The 20215-nt window shown below is 65.6% G+C and carries 14 protein-coding genes; 6 read left to right on the top strand and 8 right to left on the bottom strand.

The genetic code is table 11. The features are described from left to right. Positions 1–40: 40 nt before the first annotated feature. From KF708_18340 to KF708_18310, 7 genes are all read right to left on the bottom strand, one after another. On the bottom strand, positions 41–1942 hold the full coding sequence (locus tag KF708_18340; protein MBX3414653.1) for a M48 family metalloprotease: 1902 nt from the start codon (positions 1940–1942) through the stop codon (positions 41–43). 227 nt (positions 1943–2169) lie between these two features. Then, the gene (locus tag KF708_18335; protein ID MBX3414652.1) at positions 2170–2721 is read right to left on the bottom strand and encodes a hypothetical protein; all 552 of its coding nucleotides are present in this window, start codon (positions 2719–2721) and stop codon (positions 2170–2172) included. Between the two features lie 586 nt (positions 2722–3307). After that, positions 3308–4009 carry a hypothetical protein gene (locus KF708_18330; GenBank protein MBX3414651.1) on the bottom strand — a complete coding sequence of 234 codons (702 nt, stop codon included), beginning with the start codon at positions 4007–4009 and terminating at the stop codon, positions 3308–3310. A 45-nt stretch (positions 4010–4054) separates the two neighbouring features. Continuing rightward, positions 4055–5479 (bottom strand): hypothetical protein, encoded by a 1425-nt coding sequence (locus tag KF708_18325; GenBank protein MBX3414650.1) that lies wholly within the window; start codon positions 5477–5479, stop codon positions 4055–4057. Between the two features lie 344 nt (positions 5480–5823). Continuing rightward, entirely contained in the window at positions 5824–6744 is a 921-nt protein-coding gene (locus KF708_18320; GenBank protein ID MBX3414649.1) for an alpha/beta fold hydrolase, read from the bottom strand. A 111-nt stretch (positions 6745–6855) separates the two neighbouring features. Continuing rightward, complete coding sequence (locus KF708_18315) at positions 6856–8322, bottom strand: PQQ-binding-like beta-propeller repeat protein (protein MBX3414648.1); 1467 nt, start codon at positions 8320–8322, stop codon at positions 6856–6858. A 368-nt stretch (positions 8323–8690) separates the two neighbouring features. After that, the gene (locus KF708_18310; protein MBX3414647.1) at positions 8691–9161 is read right to left on the bottom strand and encodes a hypothetical protein; all 471 of its coding nucleotides are present in this window, start codon (positions 9159–9161) and stop codon (positions 8691–8693) included. Between the two features lie 364 nt (positions 9162–9525). On the opposite strand from KF708_18310, the gene KF708_18305 reads away from it, so the two are divergent. The 5 genes from KF708_18305 to KF708_18285 all read left to right on the top strand — a co-directional run bounded on the left by KF708_18305 (position 9526) and on the right by KF708_18285 (position 16507). Continuing rightward, the gene (locus tag KF708_18305; protein MBX3414646.1) at positions 9526–10056 is read left to right on the top strand and encodes a hypothetical protein; all 531 of its coding nucleotides are present in this window, start codon (positions 9526–9528) and stop codon (positions 10054–10056) included. Beyond that, positions 10056–11855, top strand: coding sequence for a DEAD/DEAH box helicase (locus KF708_18300; protein MBX3414645.1), 1800 nt, complete (start codon positions 10056–10058; stop codon positions 11853–11855). Before KF708_18305 ends, KF708_18300 begins: the two co-directional genes overlap by 1 nt. Positions 11856–12071: 216 nt before the next feature. Beyond that, a complete protein-coding gene (gene mnmG, locus KF708_18295; GenBank protein MBX3414644.1) occupies positions 12072–13895 on the top strand; it encodes a tRNA uridine-5-carboxymethylaminomethyl(34) synthesis enzyme MnmG in 1824 nt (607 codons plus the stop codon). Between the two features lie 464 nt (positions 13896–14359). Next, entirely contained in the window at positions 14360–14941 is a 582-nt protein-coding gene (locus KF708_18290; GenBank protein ID MBX3414643.1) for a response regulator, read from the top strand. A gap of 117 nt (positions 14942–15058) precedes the next feature. Then, positions 15059–16507, top strand: a complete 1449-nt coding sequence (locus KF708_18285) for a hypothetical protein (protein MBX3414642.1) — start codon at positions 15059–15061, stop codon at positions 16505–16507. A gap of 251 nt (positions 16508–16758) precedes the next feature. Here the strand turns inward: KF708_18285 and KF708_18280 are convergent, their stop codons facing one another. Further along, complete coding sequence (locus KF708_18280; protein MBX3414641.1) at positions 16759–17778, bottom strand: dihydrodipicolinate synthase family protein; 1020 nt, start codon at positions 17776–17778, stop codon at positions 16759–16761. A 177-nt stretch (positions 17779–17955) separates the two neighbouring features. Between KF708_18280 and KF708_18275 the strand changes: the two genes are divergently transcribed. Continuing rightward, positions 17956–20163, top strand: a complete 2208-nt coding sequence (locus tag KF708_18275; GenBank protein MBX3414640.1) for a glycosyltransferase family 39 protein — start codon at positions 17956–17958, stop codon at positions 20161–20163. Positions 20164–20215 lie beyond the last annotated feature (52 nt).

Below are 20215 nucleotides of genomic sequence, written 5' to 3'. Positions count from 1 at the left end.
GATCGATGGATCGTTCTCGAACGTACGTGGGCTGGGGGGATCAGGTCTGGCGATCGCGCTGGGGAATCTGGGCGACGACGAGCTCGACCACCTTGCCTCCTTCGATGCGGACGGCGAGCCCCAGGTTCCGATAAAAGCGGTAGGATTTTTCGGGATCGTCGAGCTCGCGGAAGTCGTAGTCCTGGCCGGCGAGAAGCTTTTCGAGATCGTCTTTGGTCATGCCGATCTTGATCGACTTTTTGCCGCCGGTGAGGCCGGAGCCACGCAGGGGCAGCTCGGGGGCGTTCGGGCCGCTGAGTCGCACGGCGATGACGTCTTCGAGCCCGAGCACCTCGAGGCCGAGATCGTTGTAGCGATATCGCATGAGCTTGCCACGGCGCGGGGCGATGGGGAGGGTTTCTGGTTCGCCGAGCTTGGCGAGTTCGGCTTGGACCGGATTGCCGAGGTCGATCGTTTCGCCCGAGGCGAGCGGCACGGAGACGACGAGGCGGAAGCTTTCCTTGCCGGCCTTTTGCAGTTCGTCCTTGGTCTTGGGAGTGGCGTTCAGTTCCTTGCAGAGCTTGGCGTAGCTGTCGTAACCCAGGGCCCACCAGGCCGAGGCGGGGGTGGCCGAGCGGAGGTACAGCTCCCACTCGTCGAGGGCGCGGCGGCGCTGATCGACGTTGGGGGAGGCCATGAGCATGGTGGCGCGGTTGTATTGCAGCGCGGTGGCCAGCGCCGTGGTGGTGGCGGGCCTGCCTCCGGGAAGCTCCTTGCCCAGCTTTTCGACTTCGGTGAACTTCGATTCGCCGTCGGTGGCGTTGCCGCCGGCGAGATCGACGACGCCGGCGTTGAGCAGGATGGCGGCCCGCATGAGGGGATCGAGCGAGTCGTCCTTCATGGCGTCGCTGGCGGCCTCGGTGAGGAAGCGGGTGGCGTTGCCGACATCCTTGCCATCGGGGCAGACGAGGTAGGCGACGCCCAGGTTGGCCTTGGCGAGCGTGAGGTCGGGCTTGAGACGGAGGGCTTCTCGCAGGGCGCCGATGGCCTCGAACCAGACTTCCGAGTCGGGTCCGCGCAGACCGGCAGAGAGAGAATTGGGACGTGAGTAAAAGCCACCGACAAGAATCTGGCCGACGGCGAAGCTGCGGAGGTCTTCTTCCTCGAGGCCATCGCAGTATTGCATGAGGAGTGCGTAGCCGAGATTGGCCCAGGCTTCGTAGCAGTTGGGAAAATCCTTGATAACGAAGCGGAAACAGGACTCGGCCATGGGATAGTTTTCGGTGGCGAGGAAGATATTGCCATTCTCGAAGGCGCTCATGCTCTTCCAGATCTTCGACTGTTCGCCGTCGATGAGGACGAGGCGGTCTTTCCACGAGGGGTGGTCGACGCTGAGACCTTCGAAGGAGGTGTACTCCAAGCCAAGCTCGATGATGCGCTGAATGCCCTTGATCCCCCTGGGCAGGGAGTAGCCGGCCTTGACCATGAGCTTGGCCCCTTCGACGTCGGCCTCGTTCTCGTCGATGCGGGTGTAGACGATCTCGATGAACTTGGGCTTGCCTGTGCTGGGGGTGACGACGTGGCCGCACGTGATGTGCGAAAGCTCGTGACCGAGGATGAAGGCGAGCCGATCGGGGTCCCCCTGGATGATCTGATCGAGCATGCCGGTGAAGACCACGGAAATCGGATAGCGGAGGTTGGGGTCGTCCCCTTCTTTCGATGGGCGAATCGTCGCGTAGGCGTTGCAATCTTTGTTCTCGACGATTTCGATCGTGGGGGGCCAGGCGAAGCCTTCGGGGGGCTCGGCCACGGCGAGCAGGCGGGCCCAGACATCCTGGACCAGCTTCTGATCGGACTCACTGATTTCGGCGCGGGCCGGAGGGGCCACGAGGAGCAGGCCGCACAGCACCGTGGCGGCGGCGAGCGTTCGCGCGAGCATAAGGTTGTTGCGTAGGGCGGACATCGAAGGGTTCCTCGATCGATCGGGCGTTGTTTGCGTGGAAGCCGTTGCTGGGGGGTCGGCGTGCCGCTGGCTCGGCACGTGCCCTGCCGTTGGGTGGCAACGCCGACGATTTCGCGACTCTGATCGTTTTGCTGGCGGAGAGTCTGCCCACGCGAAATCGTCGGTGCCACCCGAGATCATCTGTCCGCACAGGCGGGCGGCCTGTGCCACTGAGTTACAGCTTTTGGTTACTGTTTGGCGGTGGCCTGAGCGGGATTATCGCGTACGGCGGCCGCTTCGTTGGGGGCGAGTTCGGCCGACTTCTCAGGGGACCTGTCCGAGAGGAGGCGGCTTTGGAGCTTCTTCGTGTTGAGCTTGTTGATCTTGCCGGCGTCTTTGTCGGTGAGGGCCGTCTTGCGGTTGGCGTTCAGGTTTTGCACCTTGGTCGTGCGGCCGTCGGCAGCGCCGGCGGCGATGCTCGATTTGTTTTCGGTGTTGAGGGGTTCGACGCGAGCACCGGCGGCGAGGGCCTGCTTGTTGAAAGCGGCGCTGGGGGGGGCGAGGGCCGCCTTGGGCGCGCCGCTGATCTTGAGCCGGTTGACCTTGTCTCCCTGTCCGCGGCGGCCGAGCTCGGCACGGTTGGCGGGCTGTTCGACGGTGGGGTTTTCGCGCGGTTCGACGACGATTTCCTCGAGCGTGAAACTGGTTGGGACCGGTTCGTCCGCGAGGGCGGGCAGGGCGCCCAGCGTGCTCGCCAGGAGCACGACGGTCGACAGGCGTTGTTTCTTTTTGTTAGGCATCTTCCAGTTCTCCACGTGTAGTTCTGACTGCGATGCTGGCGCCGAACGTCGTCGCCTTCGCCAGTTTGGGACGACGACGGGGCGCAAAAAGTTCCACGCTTCCGCGATTCCTACGGGGCTCGGGCGCGACGGGGGGCGCACGGGCCGCGGAGGTCTGGCAGCGGGCTGTCTGCCGGTTTCGAGGCTGCCGATTGTGCGGTACGGGGGAAGGACCCCCACTTCCAGAGGTTACGACGCGGCGGGTGGATTTTCCAGCATTTATTGCTGTCCGCGCGGCTAAAGAGCCTGGTTCAGGGATGATGCTACCACGTTTTCCGGGCTTCCGCTGGGCGCCCTGGGGTCGTTAGCAGCGCGGAGCGGAGTCAGCGAGGCCGCGGCCCGGATTGGGGGGATTTTCGGGGTCGGGAGAGGTCCGAGCATGACGATCATGCAAGGACGGGGGTCAAAAGGCGCCTGGCGACGTCGGTCAGGCGGAAGTCGCGTCCGGCGTAGCGGTAGGTGACGCGCTCGCCGATGCGCAGATCGCCGAGCCCCATCTCGCAGGCGCTGAGGGCGACGAAAGTTCGCCGAGCATACGGACGTGCTTTTACCAGTCTCGGTCGAAGACGACTCCGGCGCCGCGGAAGCCGCGGGTGCGATCGATGCGGCCGTCGCCGTCGCGATCTTCTTCGAGCAGGATGATGTCCCCTTCCTGGTCGTAGTAGATTCGTCGGCGGGGACGCTTGCCGTCGAGGGGGGAACTGAGGGGCGTTTGCTCTTCGGCGAGCGCACGCCAGAGGGCGGGGCGCGGGCCGGCGGCTTGTTCTTCGGGGAGTCGCACCCCTTCGAGCAGATCGCGGCGGTGGTCCGCGCCGATATAGAGGAGCACCAGGAAGGCCCCGCCGAGCAGGGCGATGATGCCGGCCGAGGTGAAACGGCCTGGTGTGTTGGCCGGCCGGATGCGTTCGGTGTCGTCCACGTCGGTGGTTGCCGCGAGCGCGCGTTCGAGCAGCGTGACCGCCTCATCGGCCCGCTGCTGGTCGACGCGCAAGACGTAGGTACGGCTCCAGTCGCCACTGACGGCGTTGTAGTCGTCGTGCTCGAGAATCTTGGTCTCGATGCCGGCCGCCTGCAGCACTTCTTCGAAGTATCCCACCTCGGCGAGATTCGAGACGCGCGCCACCGTGCGCATGGTGTCGGTGGCCGCCTCGCTCGTGAGCTCCTCGCCACAGTGCGGGCACGTCACCGGCTCTTCCCACGGCGTGGGGGTGAAACGCTGGCGGCAGTACTGGCAGGTGAGAGGTTGCATTCAGGGAATAGTGGTCAGGGGTTAGGGAGCATTGCACTGGCCACTCTAGCGGAACTGGAACGCGTACAGGTCGGCGTCGTGCATGACGAATCGCAGGCGGACCGGTTGGCCGGCGAGCTTGTGGAGCTGCGGGCTCGATTTCCAGCTTACCGCGCGGTCGAGGTCGTCGCCCACCAGCTCGATCGATTCGTCGAGGGTGAAGCCAGGAATCGGCTTGCCGGCGGCATCTTGCAGTTCGACCTTGATCCCCCCGGCGGCCGACGTGGCGAAGTTCAGACGCAAGGCTTGGATCTCGTCCGTCCCGCCGAACGTGAAAGGTTTGGTCACCAGCTCGCCGCCCGCGTAGGGGGCATGGGCCGAGATAAAACCGTCGGGTCGAAGCGTGTAGCGGTCGAGTCGGGCGGTGGGCTGACCGTAGTTCTTTTGCACGTAGAGGGACATTTCGTGGGGGCCGGTGTCGAGGATGCCCCGCGCCGGGTAGTTGGTGCGCGAGACCCAATTCTCGAGGCCGGGGCCAGGTCGGACGAACGCTTCGGCGAAGGCGCGGTCGTACCGCAGCCCGCCGCGGCTGGTGAGGAGCACGGCGTCGGAGACATCGCCGAAGTACTTCGGGTTGACGCCGATCTGCTGGGCCTCTTCGGCGGTGATTACCTGCCGGCCGGGCAGGAAGCGGGCCGCCACGCCGATGTAGTATTGCGGCGCCCGGTGGTAGGGCTGCGTCTGGTTCGTGTAGAGATGCTCGACCGGCGCGGGGCCGAAGTCCATCATCTCGCCGGCGGTCCAGGAACGAAAATCGGGACTCGTGGCGCGGGCGATCGAGCGGACTTTTTCGGGCGACTTGCGATAGTAGAGGACGTAGCACTGCTCGGCCTCGGACCAGCAGGCGTTGTTCTGCGAGTCGAAGACCCAACCGCTGTCTTGGAAGACGGGATCGGCCTGGAGGGGGCGCCAGCGCAGACCGTCGGCCGAGACGTAGGCGATCAGGCCGCTCTGCGCGGTGCCCCCCAGCGCCTTGTAACGCTCGTCGGCGGGTACGTCGGGCCGGGTATCGAGAAAGGGGGCGAAGTTATGTGTGGCCGGCGCGGCGTCGGCCAGCACGACGTTGTTCTCGCGGGTGCCTTGCACTTCGAAGAGGCCGAGGTTGGGTTTTTCCCAATGGATGCCGTCGGTGCTTTCGGCGTAACAGGTGGTTTCGCCCGGCGAGCCATCGGCGTCTGCCTCGTGCATGCCGCGGTAGTACATGCGGAACTTGTCGCCATCGCGAAAGAGGGTGACGTAGCCGCAGAAGGGACCTTCCCAGGGATGGTCGAAGGCGAGGGCCGCGCCGGCGTGACAGGGCTCGTGCAGCTTGAGTGCCACACGGTCGAGCCGCTCGATGCGCGAAGCATCGACGAAGAGCTCGCGGCGCGTGCCGAGCGAAAGCGTATCGTCAGCAGCTCGTGCCGTGAGGGGCGCGAAGCCGACCGACATCTGGCACGCGAGCGCGAGTGCGGCCGTTAGGAGCCAACGCATGAGAATCCTCCTGGGGTGGGTCCGCGCCGGGGGGGCGGGTCGGGGGCGAGGCAGGATAGCGTCATGGTAACTTGCCACGCATCGCGATGCGCTGGGTGCGGCGCGAACGAGGGAGAGAAGTAGCCTGCCGATCCTTGATCCTCTTGTCGCTGCGCGACACGGACGATTTTCCGACTCGGGCCCGGTCTGTTGGCAGCGCCGCCCCGGAAAATCGTCTGCTACCCCCGCTGCTTGACCGCAATATCAAAGGGTTCACGGTGTAGGGTGGCATGCCGAGAATGGCAGGGGTGGTAGCCCCGACCTCATGGGAGCGACAGACGGCGGAGCCAGCGTTCGAGCCGGCCGAGCAATTCGCTACGGACGCCGGCGTAGAAATGGTCTCCCCCGGCGATGACGCCCACCTGGCGGTGATCGTGCGGAGGTGGCAGGGCCTCGATGGCCTCGGGCACGCCGGCGAAGGCGATGTTCCGCGCGACCTCTTCGCTGCCGTAGAGGATCAACGTCGGCAAGCTCACGCCGGCCAGCAGATGGAGTATCTGGTAACGTTCGTGAGGACCGTACTTGTCGACATAGCCGGCGGCCGAGACGACATACGGCAGCGGGAAGGTCGACTCGATCAACGTGTCGCCACGTCCGGCATCGACGAGCGCCTGCGCGGCATCGAACGCGGCGGAAAATTCTGTGCCGTGCGCGCTCGCGCGGAAAACGGAGTGCGATAAACGCGGCGGCGAAATGGCCACGAGCGCGCGCACGTCGTCGAGCGGAGAGCGATCGTTCGAGTTCTGGCGATCGTCGTTCGCGGACTGCGCGAGCGCGTAGATGCACTTGAGTCCGCCCAGGCTGTGCCCCAGCAGGCCGACGCGCTCGTAGCCGCGCTCGACCAGGAGCGCGACCCAGGCGGCGAGATCGAAGCGGCAATCGGCGACGCGTTCGTAGGCGGCGCCGCCGCGGACGGGGCCGGTGCGGCCACTGGTGGTGCTGATGCCGTCGTGGCCGCGCGTGTTGACGCGCAGCGCAGCGATGCCCAGCTCGACGAGGCGCGCGGCGATCGTCTCCATGAGGGTCGAGGCGTAGAAGTTGCTGCCCGTGCCGTGGACGCAGACGATGGCATCGAGCGCGGGTCGTGTCGGCGGCGCGGCATCGCTGATCGGGGGTGGAACCTGGAGCGCGCCGGCAAGTCGCAGGCCGTCGGCGGTGGTGATGTGGACGAGATCGACTTGCATGGCTCGAATTCGCTCGCGCGGAAACGGGGCGGAGTTTTTAACGCGCTCTTCTGCGCGCGTGGTGACTACAGGGCCGCATGATCTGACTTTGTCAGGTACGGGGTACCTGACCTACTTTTGCCTCTCGAGGGCGTAGAGGCGGCTGCGGGTGGTGATGTACATGGTCTTGCCGATGGCGATCGGCGTGCCGTAGACAGAGTCTTCGAGGGTGTTTTCGGCGACGACTTCCAGCTTGCGGGCGGCTTTCAGCACGGCGATTTCACCATCTTCGTCGCCGAGATAGACGTGGCCGTCGGCCACATAGGGCGAGCCCCACACGCCGGCCAGCATGTCGTGCTGCCATAGCTCTTCGCCGGTGGCGAGATCGAGCGCGTGGAGAAAGCCGTCGAGATCGGCGGCGTAGACGATGTCGTCATGAATGGCCACGGTCGAGATGGAACGGCCAAACTGCTTGGGGCCGAGACTCCACACGGCGCCTTGCGCGGTGACGTCGCCCGAGCCGCCGGCGTCGATGGCGTGCAGGGCACCGGGCCCGCCGCCATGCTCGGGATCGATCCCCATCGCGACGTAGACGCGTCCCGCATGGAATACCGGCGTGCCGACGATGTAGTTGCGCGTGCCGCTGCCGCCGGGTTGCCAACGGGCATCCTGGGGGTTGCCGTCGAATTTCCAGGCGAGCGCGCCGCTGGCGGGATCGAGCGCGTAGAGCCAGCCATCGCCACCGCCGAAGTAGACCTGCGGCGCGAGAACGCCCGCGCTGGTCGACAGCGTGCCGAGTGCGGGACTCGACCATTGTCCTTCGAGGATCGCGGTCTGCGCGACGCGGCTGGCGGGACCCTCGAGGGCGCCTTCGCCCCAGACGAACTTGCCCGTGCGCTTGTCGAGCGCGAGAAAGCTGGGTGCTTCCGGCGCGTCGGCCTCGGCGCGGTCGCCGCTGAAACCGTTCGACGTGCCGACGTAGACGAGATCGCCGACGACGAGCGGATTCGACGAGGCCATGAAGCGGGGGCTGACGCCCAACTCGGCGATCATGTCGTAGCGCCAGACGATGTCGGCATCGTGGGGGCCCTGCCGCGCTTCGTCAGTGATCGGACCGTCATTCTCGCCGTCGGTGAATCCGGCGACGTCGGCGGCGACGACCTCGGCGCGGTTCGTGACATAGTAGACGAGCTCGCCATCGACGGCCGGGCTCGAGCAGAGCCCCTGCAGGGGCCAGTCCTGTGCCTCGCCCGTGGCAAGCTTCTCGTAGGTGGCCTGCCAGAGGAACTTGCCGTCCGCGGTGCTGAAGCACATCAGGACGCCGCGATCTCCCTGGATCTCGGGATCGCGCGGCCTGGCGTTGTTCGTGCCGACGAAGATCCGCTCGCCGGCGACGACGGGATTGCCATAGGAGAAGGAGCCGAGATCGGTCGTCCAGCGGATGTTCTCGCCGGAGCTGGTGTCCCACTGCGTGGGGAGATCGTGCGCCGAGGGGCTCGCCATGTTGCGCGCGGGGGTGCCGCCCCACATGGGCCAGGCGTGGGAGAGAAGTTCGTCGGCACTGGCACCGGTCGAAACCGATGCCGCGAGCAATAGCACAGCGAAAGCGAATCGTTCAACGAGCTGCCGAGTCAAACAGCGATACATGCGATCACGTGATGATTCCAGAATCGAATTGCCGTTGCGCGAGCGTGCGCCGTGCCACTATTGTATTCCATGGCGCGGGCCAACAGATGTACGTCAGGTACGCGCGTACCTGACAATCTACCGAGTTGGCTACGTCGAGGAGTGTCAGGTACGGCGTACCTGACCTACGGGAGCTGATCGATGTTGAATTGCTCTAAGGCAGCAGCGCTGGATGTTGGCTTCCTGCACGGGCCGGCGGCCTGTGCCACTTTTGCCAGTTGCCTGGTCTGCGGCGCATGGAGATGGCGTCGTGGGAAGTGAAACGACAACCAGCCACGACGCTACGAGCGGTCGGTTTGCTCGGGCTGGTTGGGGGCGCTGCTGAGTTGCGTGAGGACCTGCAGGGCGCCGTTCAGGTGGGCGAGACGCGGTCCGAAGCGATCGACGAACTCGTTGAGCATGAACTCCCCTTCGAGCAGGGCGTCGGCGTTCTGCTTGATCTCGTCGGTCATGGTGGCCAGGAACTCGGTCTGCACGCGGCTAAGCGTGTCGGCGGCCAAGCGGCAATCGCGCGCCAGGCGCGGATTGGCCTGCTTCCACTGGTTCAGCTCGGCATTGCGCTGGCGCTGGGCCGAACTGAGTTGCTGCACGAGCTCTTCGAGCAACTCGTTCTGGCGGTCTTGGGCCTCGAGAAGCTGACGCAGCAGGGGGACGGCCTCGGTCTCGAAGGGAGCGGTATGCCCCGACTGACTGGTGGGGGTGATGTCGACCTGCGTGAACAACGAAACGGGCGAATTCTGATTCGACGCCATCTTCTTAGAATCCCAGCCTGCTAGCCGTTTTCAGCTTTCCGGCACCTGCCAGATAGACCTTCAGTATAGGCACTTGCGCGCGCCGCTGTCCAGCAATCGCGCCTTGAAAATGGGGGACCGGTAGAAGGGGCGGCGGCGGCAGGCGGCCTCGTGCGGTGTCGGATAACGACTTAGCGCTGCCGTCTGCTGTCGTGCGGGCAATGCTAGCGGTGGTTCCTCAGGCCGGCCGGTTCAAGTCGCTAACTGCGATGCCCGATGCTACTTGGGAACGGGCGCCGGCGGCCAAGGGAGTGGCCGCGTGCTGGGGACGATCCGGCACCACGGCCCTTCTCGCCCGCTTTCGCACCTGGGAACCAAAGTACACATGACGACGAGCGCCGCGACTCGGCCGGCCGGTCTTGGATTTCTGACCGTCGTCGCGGACGACGAGCAGGGGTTGTTCGGCGGCTACCTGGTTCTGAACGCGGTCGGGCGTCCCTTGGAATTTCATTGCACGGCGCCGATCAAGCCGAACCGCGCGCAGCAGATTCTGTACGGCCCGACGCTGGCTCCTTATCTCTATGGCGAACAGATCGGCCAAGCACTGGTGCGCAAGGCAACCACCGAGGTGCTACTCATCTGCACCGATGCCGAGCCGATGTTGGCGGTGCGGGAATTCACCTCGGTGCCCGTCGCGCTCGTCGAGTTCACGAACGACGCGCCCGCCCGGGAGCAGGAGGCGGCATCGGGCGTCGTACGATTCGGGCGTCATCGCTTGCGGACGTGCCGTCTGCACGGCCGCGACGACGCGGCGCAGCTCGCCGCGCGGCTCGAGCCGCTGGCCGAGCAGTTCGATCTCGTCGAACCGTTTGCCCGCATTCGCGAGGCGCTTCTCGAAGCGAAGCGAGCCGCCTGATGTCGTACGGCGAAACGAGCGACCCGGGCGTGGTGGTTTCGAGTTGGCGCGCCGCGCCGGCGGGTCTCGAGGTGTTCTCGCAGAAGTTGACGGGGTCGGCGCAGGTCGTGACGTCGATCACCGCGCACGGCGCCGCGGAGCGCATGCGTGGGATTTTCTCGGCGCCGCGCCCGACGGTCATCAGCCTGCCGCTGGGCGCACCGCGTCTGCAATTGTCGAGCTTTCAGTTCGCCGTGCCGGCGGAGAACAAGTCGGGGGTGCTTCCCAGCTTTGCGACTCCGGCGGCGCCGCTGGAGGCCGGTGAGCCCCTTTCCGCGCGCGGGCCCTACACGCGCGTGCGTCCGCCGGGGGACCTGGTGAAGCTCGAGGATCGACTGCACTACCTGCTGCAGCCGCCGCTCGAGGTGTGGATGCAGCGGCACGCACTCGAGCTGCCGTTTCCGCCGTTTCCTTATCAGCTCGAAGGGATCGCCTTTCTCTACCCGCGCTACACGGCGGTGCTGGCCGACGAGATGGGGTTGGGCAAGACGATGCAGTCGATCACGGCGATGCGGCTGCTGCTGCACTCGGGGGAGGTGAACAACATCCTGCTCGTCTGCCCCAAGCCGCTGGTGGCGAACTGGCAGCGTGAGTTCAAGCTGTGGGCGCCCGAGTTGCCGCTGGTGGTGGTGTCGGGGGACCGGCATCGCCGGCACTGGCAATGGCGCTTGAACGATACGCCGATCAAGATCGCCAACTACGAACTGCTGCTGCGCGACGAGGAGCTCGTCACCTCGGGCAACCTGCACTTCGATCTCGTCGTGCTCGACGAATCGCAGCGGATTAAGAACCGTTCGAGCAGCACGGCGCAGACCGTGCGGGCGATTCCGCGGCGACGAAGCTGGGCGCTGACCGGCACGCCGGTCGAGAACAGCGCCGAAGACCTGGTGGGCATCTTCGAGTTTCTTTCGCCCGGCTACCTGTCGGATGGGATGAAGCTGCGGCGGATGGGGCGGTTGGCGCGCGACTACGTGTTGCGCCGCACGAAGGATCAGGTGCTCAAGGATCTGCCGCCGAAGTTGTTCCGCGACGCGGAGCTGGAACTGAGTCCCGCGCAGCGCGAGTCGTATCGGCTGGCGGAAGAAGAGGGGATCGTGCGTCTCACCGAGATGGGGGAGAGCGCCTCGATCCAGCACGTGTTGGAGCTGATTCTGCGTTTGAAGCAGATCTGCAACTTCGACCCGGCCACGGGGGACAGCGCGAAGCTCGAGCGGTTGTCGGCCGATCTCGAGGAGGTGGCGGCGAGTGGACAGAAGGCGATCGTCTTCAGCCAGTGGGTGAGCGTGCTCGAGACGCTCGCCGAGCGGCTCAAGCGTTTCCATCCCTTGCAGTTTCATGGGCGCGTGCCGTCGGCGAAGCGAGAGGGCATTCTCGAGGAGTTCCGCAACGATCCGCGCCGGCATGTGTTGCTGCTCAGCTATGGCGCCGGCGGCGTCGGTTTGAACCTGCAGTTCTGCAACTACGTGTTCCTGTTCGACCGTTGGTGGAATCCGGCCGTGGAAGATCAGGCGATCAACCGCGCGCATCGCATCGGCGTGGCGGGGCAGGTGACGGTGAGCCGGTTTTTGACGCTGGCGACGATCGAAGAGCGGATCGATCAGATCCTGCGGCAGAAGCGGGAGATCTTCGACACGCTCTTCTCGGAAACCGGACCGCAGACCGAAATGGGCATGAACCGCCAGGAAATCTTCGGCCTCTTCCGCCTGCGCTGCCCGGGTGGCGAAGTCTCCCCGGCGCCCGTCGTGCCCGACGCAGCGTGATGCGGAAGACTGCATTAGCGCCTTTTTCAACGCAATGACGCGGAGACGCCAAGGCGCAGAGCAGAGTGCTCGCGCTGGCGTGCTCCCAACGGTCGCATAGTTGGCGCTTCTAACTGTGCCTGGATTCTTGGCGTCTCTGCGTCTTGGCGTTAAAAGCCTTTTCCGGCCACTCATTGGGGCTTGGCGAGCTGCTCGCGGCACTTCTATCATGGCGGCATGGTCCCTTCGCGCTACGAATTCGACGTGATTGTGATCGGCGCCGGTCATGCCGGGGTTGAGGCGGCGCTGGCTGCTGCGCGGTTGGGGGCGAAGGTTGCCCTGCTGACGACCAACTGCGACACGGTCGGCCAGATGAGCTGCAATCCGGCCATCGGCGGCGTGGCGAAGGGGCAGATCGTGCGCGAGATCGACGCGCTCGGCGGCGCCATGGGGCGCGCGATCGACGCCACCGGCATCCAGTTCCGCATGCTCAACGAGAGCAAGGGACCGGCGATGCACAGTCCGCGGGCGCAGGCGGACAAGAAGGCCTATCAGCAAGAGATTAAGCGGATCGTCGAGTCGCAGCCGGGGCTCGTGCTGCGGCAAGAGTTAGCCGAGGATCTGCTCGTCGAGGAGTTGCCCGGCGCGCGGCCGCGAATCACGGGCGTGCGCGTGCGGGGGGATGCCGTGTATGGGGCACGAGCCGTCGTACTGACGACGGGCACGTTCTTGCAGGCGCTGATGCACACGGGGGAGGCGAAGACACCGGGGGGACGCGCGGGGGAAGGGACGAGCGCCGGCTTGAGTGGGGCGCTCGTGCGGTTGGGCTTTCAGCTCGCGCGCTTCAAGACGGGGACGCCGCCGCGTTTGAACGGGCGCACGATCGACTACAGCCGCACGGAGATTCAGCCGGGGGACGAGCGGCCCGAGCCGTTCTCGTTCATGACCCGCGCGATCGAGCAGGAGCAGATGCCCTGCTGGATCACTTTTACGAACGAAGCGGTCCACGAGGTGATTCGCGCCAACCTGGCGCGGGCGCCGATGTATAGCGGGCAGATTCGCTCGAGCGGTCCGCGCTATTGCCCTTCGATCGAAGACAAGGTGGTGCGGTTCGCGGAGAAGGACCGGCACCAGTTGTTTCTCGAGCCGGAGGGACGCGCCACGCACGAGGTGTACGTCAACGGCATCTCGACGAGCCTGCCGCGCGACGTGCAAGACACGATCATTCGCCTGGTGCCGGGGCTCGAGCGTGCCGAGATCATGCGTTACGGCTATGCGGTGGAATACGACTTCGCCCCGCCCGAGCAGCTTTGGCCGACGCTCGAGGCGAAGGGGGTCGAGGGGCTGTACCTGGCCGGTCAGATCAACGGCACGACGGGTTATGAGGAGGCGGGCGCGCAAGGTTTGATGGCGGGAGCGAACGCCGCGCTCAAGCTCGGCGGAGGCGAGCCCTTTGTGTTGTCGCGCGACGAGGCGTACATCGGCGTGTTGATCGACGACCTCGTGACGCGCGGCGTCGACGAGCCCTACCGCATGTTCACCAGTCGCGCTGAATACCGCCTCTTGTTGCGGCAGGACAATGCCGATCGCCGTTTGACGCCGCTCGGCCAGCGGCTGGGGCTGGTCGAGGTGGAACGCTGGGAGCGGCTGGTGGCGAAGGAGGCGCAGATCGGCCCGATCAGGGAATTGTTGGCAACCTCGCGGCACGAACAGGTGCCGCTCGAGCGCTGGCTGCGGCGGCAGGAGATCGCCTGGGAGGATCTCGTGGCGTGGCTGCCCGAGTTGGCGCGCGTGCCGGCCGACGTGGCAAGGCAGGTGACCTACGACGTGAAGTACGCCGGCTACGTGGCGCGTCAGGAGGTCGATATCGAGCGGCAGCGCCGGTTGGCGGCGCGGCGGATTCCAGAGTCGCTCGACTATGCGAAGCTGGGTCAACTGCGGGCGGAAGCGCGGGAGAAGCTTTCGCGCGTGCGGCCGCGCGACATGGCGCAGGCGGGGCGCATCAGCGGCATCACCCCGGCCGATCTGGCCCTGCTCATGGTACACCTCGACGGTAAGTGATTGTCGAGCGTAGGGGAGGCTTGCGCCAGGCGCAAACCTCTTTCGGGGGCCGGCGCAAAAGGATGTTGACACCCTAAGCCGGGAAAAAATAGGGAATTCGAGCGTTCTTGGTGCCTCTGGAAGAATTTTTGGGTGGGCGGTCGCACGGTTGTGTCGGAATGCCGCAAGTCGTTAAATAGTTTTGTTTTGCGGCGAAAATACTAATCTTGACTCAAGGTTGGGGATGGCTATAATTCCTCGCGATGGCAAGTTCGGTAATTTTGGAAGAACCGGATATGCCTACCGAATGCAAAACGTTCGGGGAGTGAAAGGTTTACGGACAAGGGGCGTTGCGGGATAGGACAGGCCCGCAAGCGACACGGAGGATTCTGGCGACCGGCAGCGTGCTCTTGCGGAGAGAGCCGACCCGCGGTCCCGCAAACTCGAACCTTGCCATCGGCTAGGGAGAGGGGTGGTTAGGAACCATGAAGACCGTCTTCACCACGGGCGAAGCAGCCAAGATCTGCAAAGTCAGCCAACAAACGATTATCCGCTGTTTCGACTCGGGGCAGTTGAAGGGATTTCGCGTCCCGGGGAGTCGTTTCCGCCGCATTCCGCGTGACCAGTTGTTTCTGTTCATGCGCGACAACGGCATTCCGACCGACGCGTTGGAAAGCGGGAAGCGCAAGATTCTGATCGTCGACGACGACGAAGAGCTGGTCGAACTGATCGTCGACGTGCTGGAGCGGGACGGCCGTTTCGAGGTGCGCAGCGTGAACAACGGCTTCGACGCCGGCATGATGGTCAAGGACTATCATCCCGACCTGCTCGTGCTCGACGTGATGCTGCCGGATATCAACGGCAAGGAAGTCTGCCAGCGCGTCCGCAGCGACAAGACGATGGACGACGTGCGGATCATCTGCATCTCGGGCATGGTCGAGGAAGACAAGATCGACGAGCTCAAGGCATCTGGCGCGAACGATTTCCTGCCGAAGCCGTTCGAGGTCGAGACGCTGGTCGATCGGATCTGCCAGTTGCTCGAGGTCGAGACCTTCTCGGCCAGCTAGCTCGCGTCGCGAGTAACTGATGAAAAAAGTTGCCAAGGCGGCATCGGGTCGGCGCGACAAGCGGCTGACCCGATGCCGCCTTTTTTCTTGAGTCGGGCTGTTAGAGAAACCATCGCCGTGATGCACGTGCTTCCTCCGATCGAACTGGCCGGTGCTCGGGTGCGGCTGCCTCTTTCGCAGCAGGCCGCCACGGGGTTGGTCGATGCGCTGCTCGTCGAAGCGATGGAAGCTCGCGCGGAGGGGTTGGTATCTGTTTTGCGGTGCGAGGCGCCGCTGGCACTGTGGGTCTGCTGCCAAGCGGCCCGGGCCGGCAGCGATGATCTAACGACCGCCGAGGCCCTGGCCGCGTGGCTTGCGCCGAGACTGCCGGCACTGTTGCCATCAGAGGACTACGCTGCCGCGGCGACCGAGATCGAGCGAACGATCGCGCGTCGGATGGCGCGACTGGCAGAGCGGGCATCGCACGTGGCGGAACACTCGTTGCGTCTGGCTAGAAAGATTGACGGAACTCGTGGCGAGCAGGCACGTTTGGCGGGACTGCTGTCGGGTACGGAGACCTGGTTTACCTTGTGCGGAGCCGGGCGCGAGGCTCGCACGTGTGCGGCGCTGCCCGCCTGGCTGCGGCAGCTCGTCGTCGGGCTGAGTGAGCGCGAAGCGAATTCCAGCGACGAAGCGCCGCTGGTGGGGCTCGTGCGGCGTGCGCTGGTCGAGGCACGCGCGAGCAACGCCGCGCATCGGACGACCGCGGGTCGGAACTCCAAACGCTGGCGGTTGGCGAGTGCCGCCGAGGCCGCGCGGTTGGCGAGCGTGGCCGATCGCGTGGCGCGTCTGGCCGCGCTGGAGGCGCGTTTCGCCGAGATGCTGGAAACGGAGAAGCTCGAGGCGCTGGCGGAACTGGCGGCCGGCGCCGGGCACGAGTTCAATCCGCCGCTGGCGGTGATCTCGGGGCGCGCGCAGCTCTTTTTGCGCGAGGAACACGACGCCGAGCGGCGCCGCGAACTGGCGGTGATCAATCGGCAGGCGCTGCGCGTCCACGAGATGATCGCCGACTTGATGCACTTTGCCCGGCCTGCCCAACCGCGCCCGGCCGACTGTGACGTGGTGGCCCTGGTGCGCGAGGCGATCTCTGGTTTGCAGACGTTGGCCGACGAGCGGCGCATTACGCTCGATTTTTCGGCCAGCGACGACGAGCTCTTCGCCGAGGTCGACGCCACGCAGGTGCAGGTGGCCGTGCGGGCCGTGGTGACGAACGCGCTGGAGGCGATCGGCTCGGAGGGGCGTATCGAGGTGCAATGCGCCGCGCGATCGGAGGCGGGGGAGGCATCGCTCGAGATCGTCGTGCGCGACGACGGACCAGGCCTTACGCCCGAGGTGCGGCGGCACCTGTTCGATCCGTTTTATTCGGGCCGAGGCGCCGGACGCGGGCTCGGACTGGGGCTGTCGAAATGTTGGCGGATCGTGACGAACCACGGCGGCCGCGTTGACGTGGAGAGCGCGCCGGGTGCGGGCACGATCGTCCGCCTGACGCTGCCTGTGCGGCAAACCGGAGTCATTCCCAGGGGGTGACACGGATGATTTTCGGCGAGCAGGCCGCCACTTGGGCCGATTTGTAGTCGGAAAATCGTCCGTGTCGCGCGGCGACAAGAGGACCGTGTCGCCGTTGAGGTTACCGAGCGCCGTACAACACTGATCCTCTTATTGCTGCGCAACACCGACCATTTTGCGACGGTTGTCGATCAAGTGGGCGAACTCGCACCGCAAAATGATCGGTGCTACCCGGCTGCGACGGTTGTCGATCGGGTGGGGGTTGGGTGGCGCTACCCGCGGCGGCGTTCGAGCTCGGCGAGGACTTCGCGGACGATGCGGCCGACTTGGGCGGCGTCGACGCCGGCCGTCAGGGGTGAGCAGCCGCCAATCGGCTCGTCGGTGTAGCCTTGCTCGGCGAGCAGGCATTGCAGCGTGCGGGCGAGCAGGTTGAGATCGATCTGCTGCGAGGAGGAGAGTGGCTGGCGTCCTTCGCCGGTGTCGAAGCCCCGCAGCCGCAGCGCCGCGCGGAAGCCTTCGGGGAAGTCAGCCGAGTAGAGCATCGCGTCGAAGAGGGTTACGAGGCGATACTGCAGTTCGCGGGCCTGGTCGAGCTTTAGCGCGAGGGTCAGCTCGTAAAGCTTGCGGGTGATCTCGGGGACGATGCCGCTGGTGGCGTTCGTGCCGCCGTCGCAGCCGACGAGCAGCATCGGCATGAGGGCGGCGTCCCAGCCGGTGAGGAAGCTGAACTCGGGTCGGATGGGGCGCACCGCCTGGATCATGCGGATCATGTGCGGCAGGTCGCCCGAGGAGTCTTTGATGGCCACGATCTTGGGGCATTCCTCGGCCAGTCGCCGCACGGTGGGGACGTCGATGGGGGAGGCGAACATGGGAATGTTGTAGAGCGTGACGTCGATCGGGGTGTGGTCGCCGATCTCTTTGAAGTAGGCGTAGACCCCCTCGGGGCTGAGCCGGTAGTAGAAGGGCGAAACGATGGCGACCGCGCGCACGCCGAGGCTGTGGTAGTATTCGCAGGCCGCGAGGGTCTCGCGGACGTTGGCTTCGGCGGCGCCGGCCAGGATCGGCACGCGGCCCCGATTCTGATCGGCCATGATGGCGATGATGCGGCGGCGTTCTTCGGGCGTAAAGCGGGTGAACTCGCCGGTCGAGCCGTTCGGGTAGAGGCCGTGGACGCCGCGCTCGATGAGCCAATCGGTATAGCGGCGCAGCTCGGGCTCGTTGATGTCGCCGCGCCGGTCGAGCGGCACGAGGTTGGGGGTGAAGATCCCGCGGAGCTTGTCTCGTTCGGCCATCGCCTGTTGCGTTCGGTTTGCGTTATGGTGGTGGTTTGTCAGGGCTGGGCCGGCGCGTGGTCGGAACGCGACGCCGGCGCAAGCCGTCAGGATAACATAGCTTGTACCGCCCCGCCGTGGGGGGCGGGACTTCTACCCTCGCAGTGCAAAATAGCGGCCTTGGACGAGCAGGACAGCGTGAAACGAGCGACTTCTCGCGAACGACGGGCCGGTGCGGGGGATGGCTCGCGCGCGGGAAGCGGACAGGGGGACGATGGGGCGCCGACGACCCTGACGGCGGGGGTGGGCGTGTGGATCTTTCTGGCCTGCACGGCCCTTTACCTGCTGGCCTTCTACGGTGTGGAACTGCCGGAGCTTTCGGCCCAGACTGGAACGCCCTGGCAGCGGTATCAGTTTCTGCAGCTCTTGTTGGTGCCCGAGTTGTGGTGGGGAAGCTGGCTGGGGGAGGAAGGGGCGTGGCGACTGGCGGATCGCGTGAGCGTGTTGTCCTTGGCGCTGTCGATCTGGTTGGTGGCGGGCGCGGTGGGATGGCTGGCGTTGCGTGCGGTGAGGATGGCGGCGCGGCTCGACGCGCTGGAGTTGGCCGTGTACTCGCTGGGGGTGGGCGCGAGCCTGGTCTCGCTCTACACGCTGTGCGTGGGGCTGGCCGGAGGCTTGGCCGCGCGCGGGTTGCTGTTCGTCGCGCCGGCCGTGGCGGTCGTGCTGGCAGCGGCGGTCGTTGCGTGGCGGCAAGGTCGTGCGAGTACCGACAGGCAACCCGTTTCGCGCACTTCGTGGCCTCGCGCGCGTTGGTTGTGGTGCGCCGTGCCGTTTGTTGGGGTGATCGTCTGGGGGGGGATGCTACCGCCGGTCGAGTTCGACGTGCGTGAGTACCATCTCGAAGCGGTCAAAGAGTTTTACTTGTCGCAGCGTGTCTCGTTCCTGCCGCACAACGTATATGCGAACATGCCGCTGGGAAGCGAGATGCTGGCGCTCGTCGGCATGGTGGTGACCGATGACTGGTACCAGGGGGGGCTGGTGGGGAAGACCGCCATCGCGCTCTATACGCCCCTGACGGCGCTGGCGCTGGTGGCCTTGGGGCGACGTTGGTTTTCGACCGGCGCCGGCATCGTGGCGGCGTTGGTGTTTCTTTCGACTCCCTGGATCGCGCTTGTCTCGACCAGTGGATTGATCGAAGGGGCATCGGCATTCTTCTGGTTGCTGGCCATCGATGCGACGCTGCGGTGGCGCCAGGCGCGCGCCGAGTCGCAACCGGGGGCGGAAGTTTCTTGCTGGATATTGTTGGCCGGCTTTCTGGCCGGCAGCGCCGTGGCGGTGAAGTACCCGGCGATGTTGTTCGTGGTGGCGCCGTTGACGGTGTGGATCGTGCTGGCGGAACGCGCGCGTTGCTGGCGGCCCCTCTTGCTGTTCGCCCTGGCGGCGGCGGTGGCGTGTGGACCCTGGTTGGCGAAGAATTGGGTGCTGGCGGGCAATCCCACTTATCCCCTGCTCTATCGAGTCTTCGGCGGCGCGACACGGACGGAGGACAAGGATCGTCAGTGGAGCGAGGCGCACGATCCGCCGAACTTTGCGCCGAACGATGTGGTTGCCCGCGCGGGAGACCTCGCGCTGCGCAGCACGTGGTTGAGCCCGCTGGTATTGCCGCTGGTGGTGGCGGCGCTGGTGTGGCGGCGTCGAGAGTGGCCGGTCGCGCCGCTGGCGATGTACCTGGCATTTGTCTTGGCGGCGTGGTGGCTCTGGACGCACCGGATCGATCGGTTCTGGCTGCCGGCGTTGCCGGTGGCGGCACTTTTGGCTGGCGCGGGGGGGACCTGGAATGGATCGGTGTTGTGGCGACGTTCGATCGCTCTCTTGCTGGCGATGGGACTGGTGGCGAACTTCGTGGTGATTACCTCGGGCGCGTGTGGCGACAATCGCTACTTCGCGCCGCTGGCGGAGCTGCGCGTCGATCCGCAACGCGTGCCGCCGTGGATCGCGTACGTCAACGAGCAGCGCCAGCCGGGCCAAGGGGTGCTTTCGGTGGGGGATGCCGCCGTGTTCGATCTCGCGCCGTCGGTGGTTTACAACACGGCGTTCGACGACAATGCCTGGGAGACGCTGGCCCGCGCAGCATACGAGTCGCGGTCGGAAGAGGAGCTTGAACGGCTGCACAAGGAACTGGCGGCGAAGTTCGCTTTCATCTATGTGAACTGGAACGAGATCGCGCGCTACCGCTCGCCGGGTAACTATGGTTACAGCGAGTTCGTCGAGCCGGCGGTATTCGAGTTTCTCATCGCACGCGGGATCTTGGGGACACCGGTAAAGGAGTTCAGCGAGTCGGGCGTGGGGATCTACCCGGTGCGGCCGTTGCCTGGCGAACGTCGGAAGGGGGCGACTTCTCGGTGAAAGTCGGTGAAGTGATTCCCCCTCGGATGCTTGTTGAAGTTGCGCTTTTCGT

It is taken from the genome of Pirellulales bacterium, from assembly GCA_019636335.1.
Taxonomy (GTDB): Bacteria; Planctomycetota; Planctomycetia; order Pirellulales; family JAEUIK01; genus JAHBXR01.
This window is presented reverse-complemented; position numbering and strand designations above follow the sequence as displayed.

Excerpts from the sequence above, each read along its gene's own strand:
- KF708_18340 (MBX3414653.1), bottom strand. The coding sequence starts at position 1,942 with ATGTCCGCCCTACGCAACAACCTTATGCTCGCGCGAACGCTCGCCGCC.
- KF708_18335 (MBX3414652.1), bottom strand. The coding sequence starts at position 2,721 with ATGCCTAACAAAAAGAAACAACGCCTGTCGACCGTCGTGCTCCTGGCG.
- KF708_18330 (MBX3414651.1), bottom strand. The coding sequence starts at position 4,009 with ATGCAACCTCTCACCTGCCAGTACTGCCGCCAGCGTTTCACCCCCACG.
- KF708_18325 (MBX3414650.1), bottom strand. The coding sequence starts at position 5,479 with ATGTCGGTCGGCTTCGCGCCCCTCACGGCACGAGCTGCTGACGATACG.
- KF708_18320 (MBX3414649.1), bottom strand. The coding sequence starts at position 6,744 with ATGCAAGTCGATCTCGTCCACATCACCACCGCCGACGGCCTGCGACTT.
- KF708_18310 (MBX3414647.1), bottom strand. The coding sequence starts at position 9,161 with ATGGCGTCGAATCAGAATTCGCCCGTTTCGTTGTTCACGCAGGTCGAC.
- KF708_18305 (MBX3414646.1), top strand. The coding sequence starts at position 9,526 with ATGACGACGAGCGCCGCGACTCGGCCGGCCGGTCTTGGATTTCTGACC.
- KF708_18300 (MBX3414645.1), top strand. The coding sequence starts at position 10,056 with ATGTCGTACGGCGAAACGAGCGACCCGGGCGTGGTGGTTTCGAGTTGG.
- mnmG (MBX3414644.1), top strand. The coding sequence starts at position 12,072 with ATGGTCCCTTCGCGCTACGAATTCGACGTGATTGTGATCGGCGCCGGT.
- KF708_18290 (MBX3414643.1), top strand. The coding sequence starts at position 14,360 with ATGAAGACCGTCTTCACCACGGGCGAAGCAGCCAAGATCTGCAAAGTC.
- KF708_18280 (MBX3414641.1), bottom strand. The coding sequence starts at position 17,778 with ATGGCCGAACGAGACAAGCTCCGCGGGATCTTCACCCCCAACCTCGTG.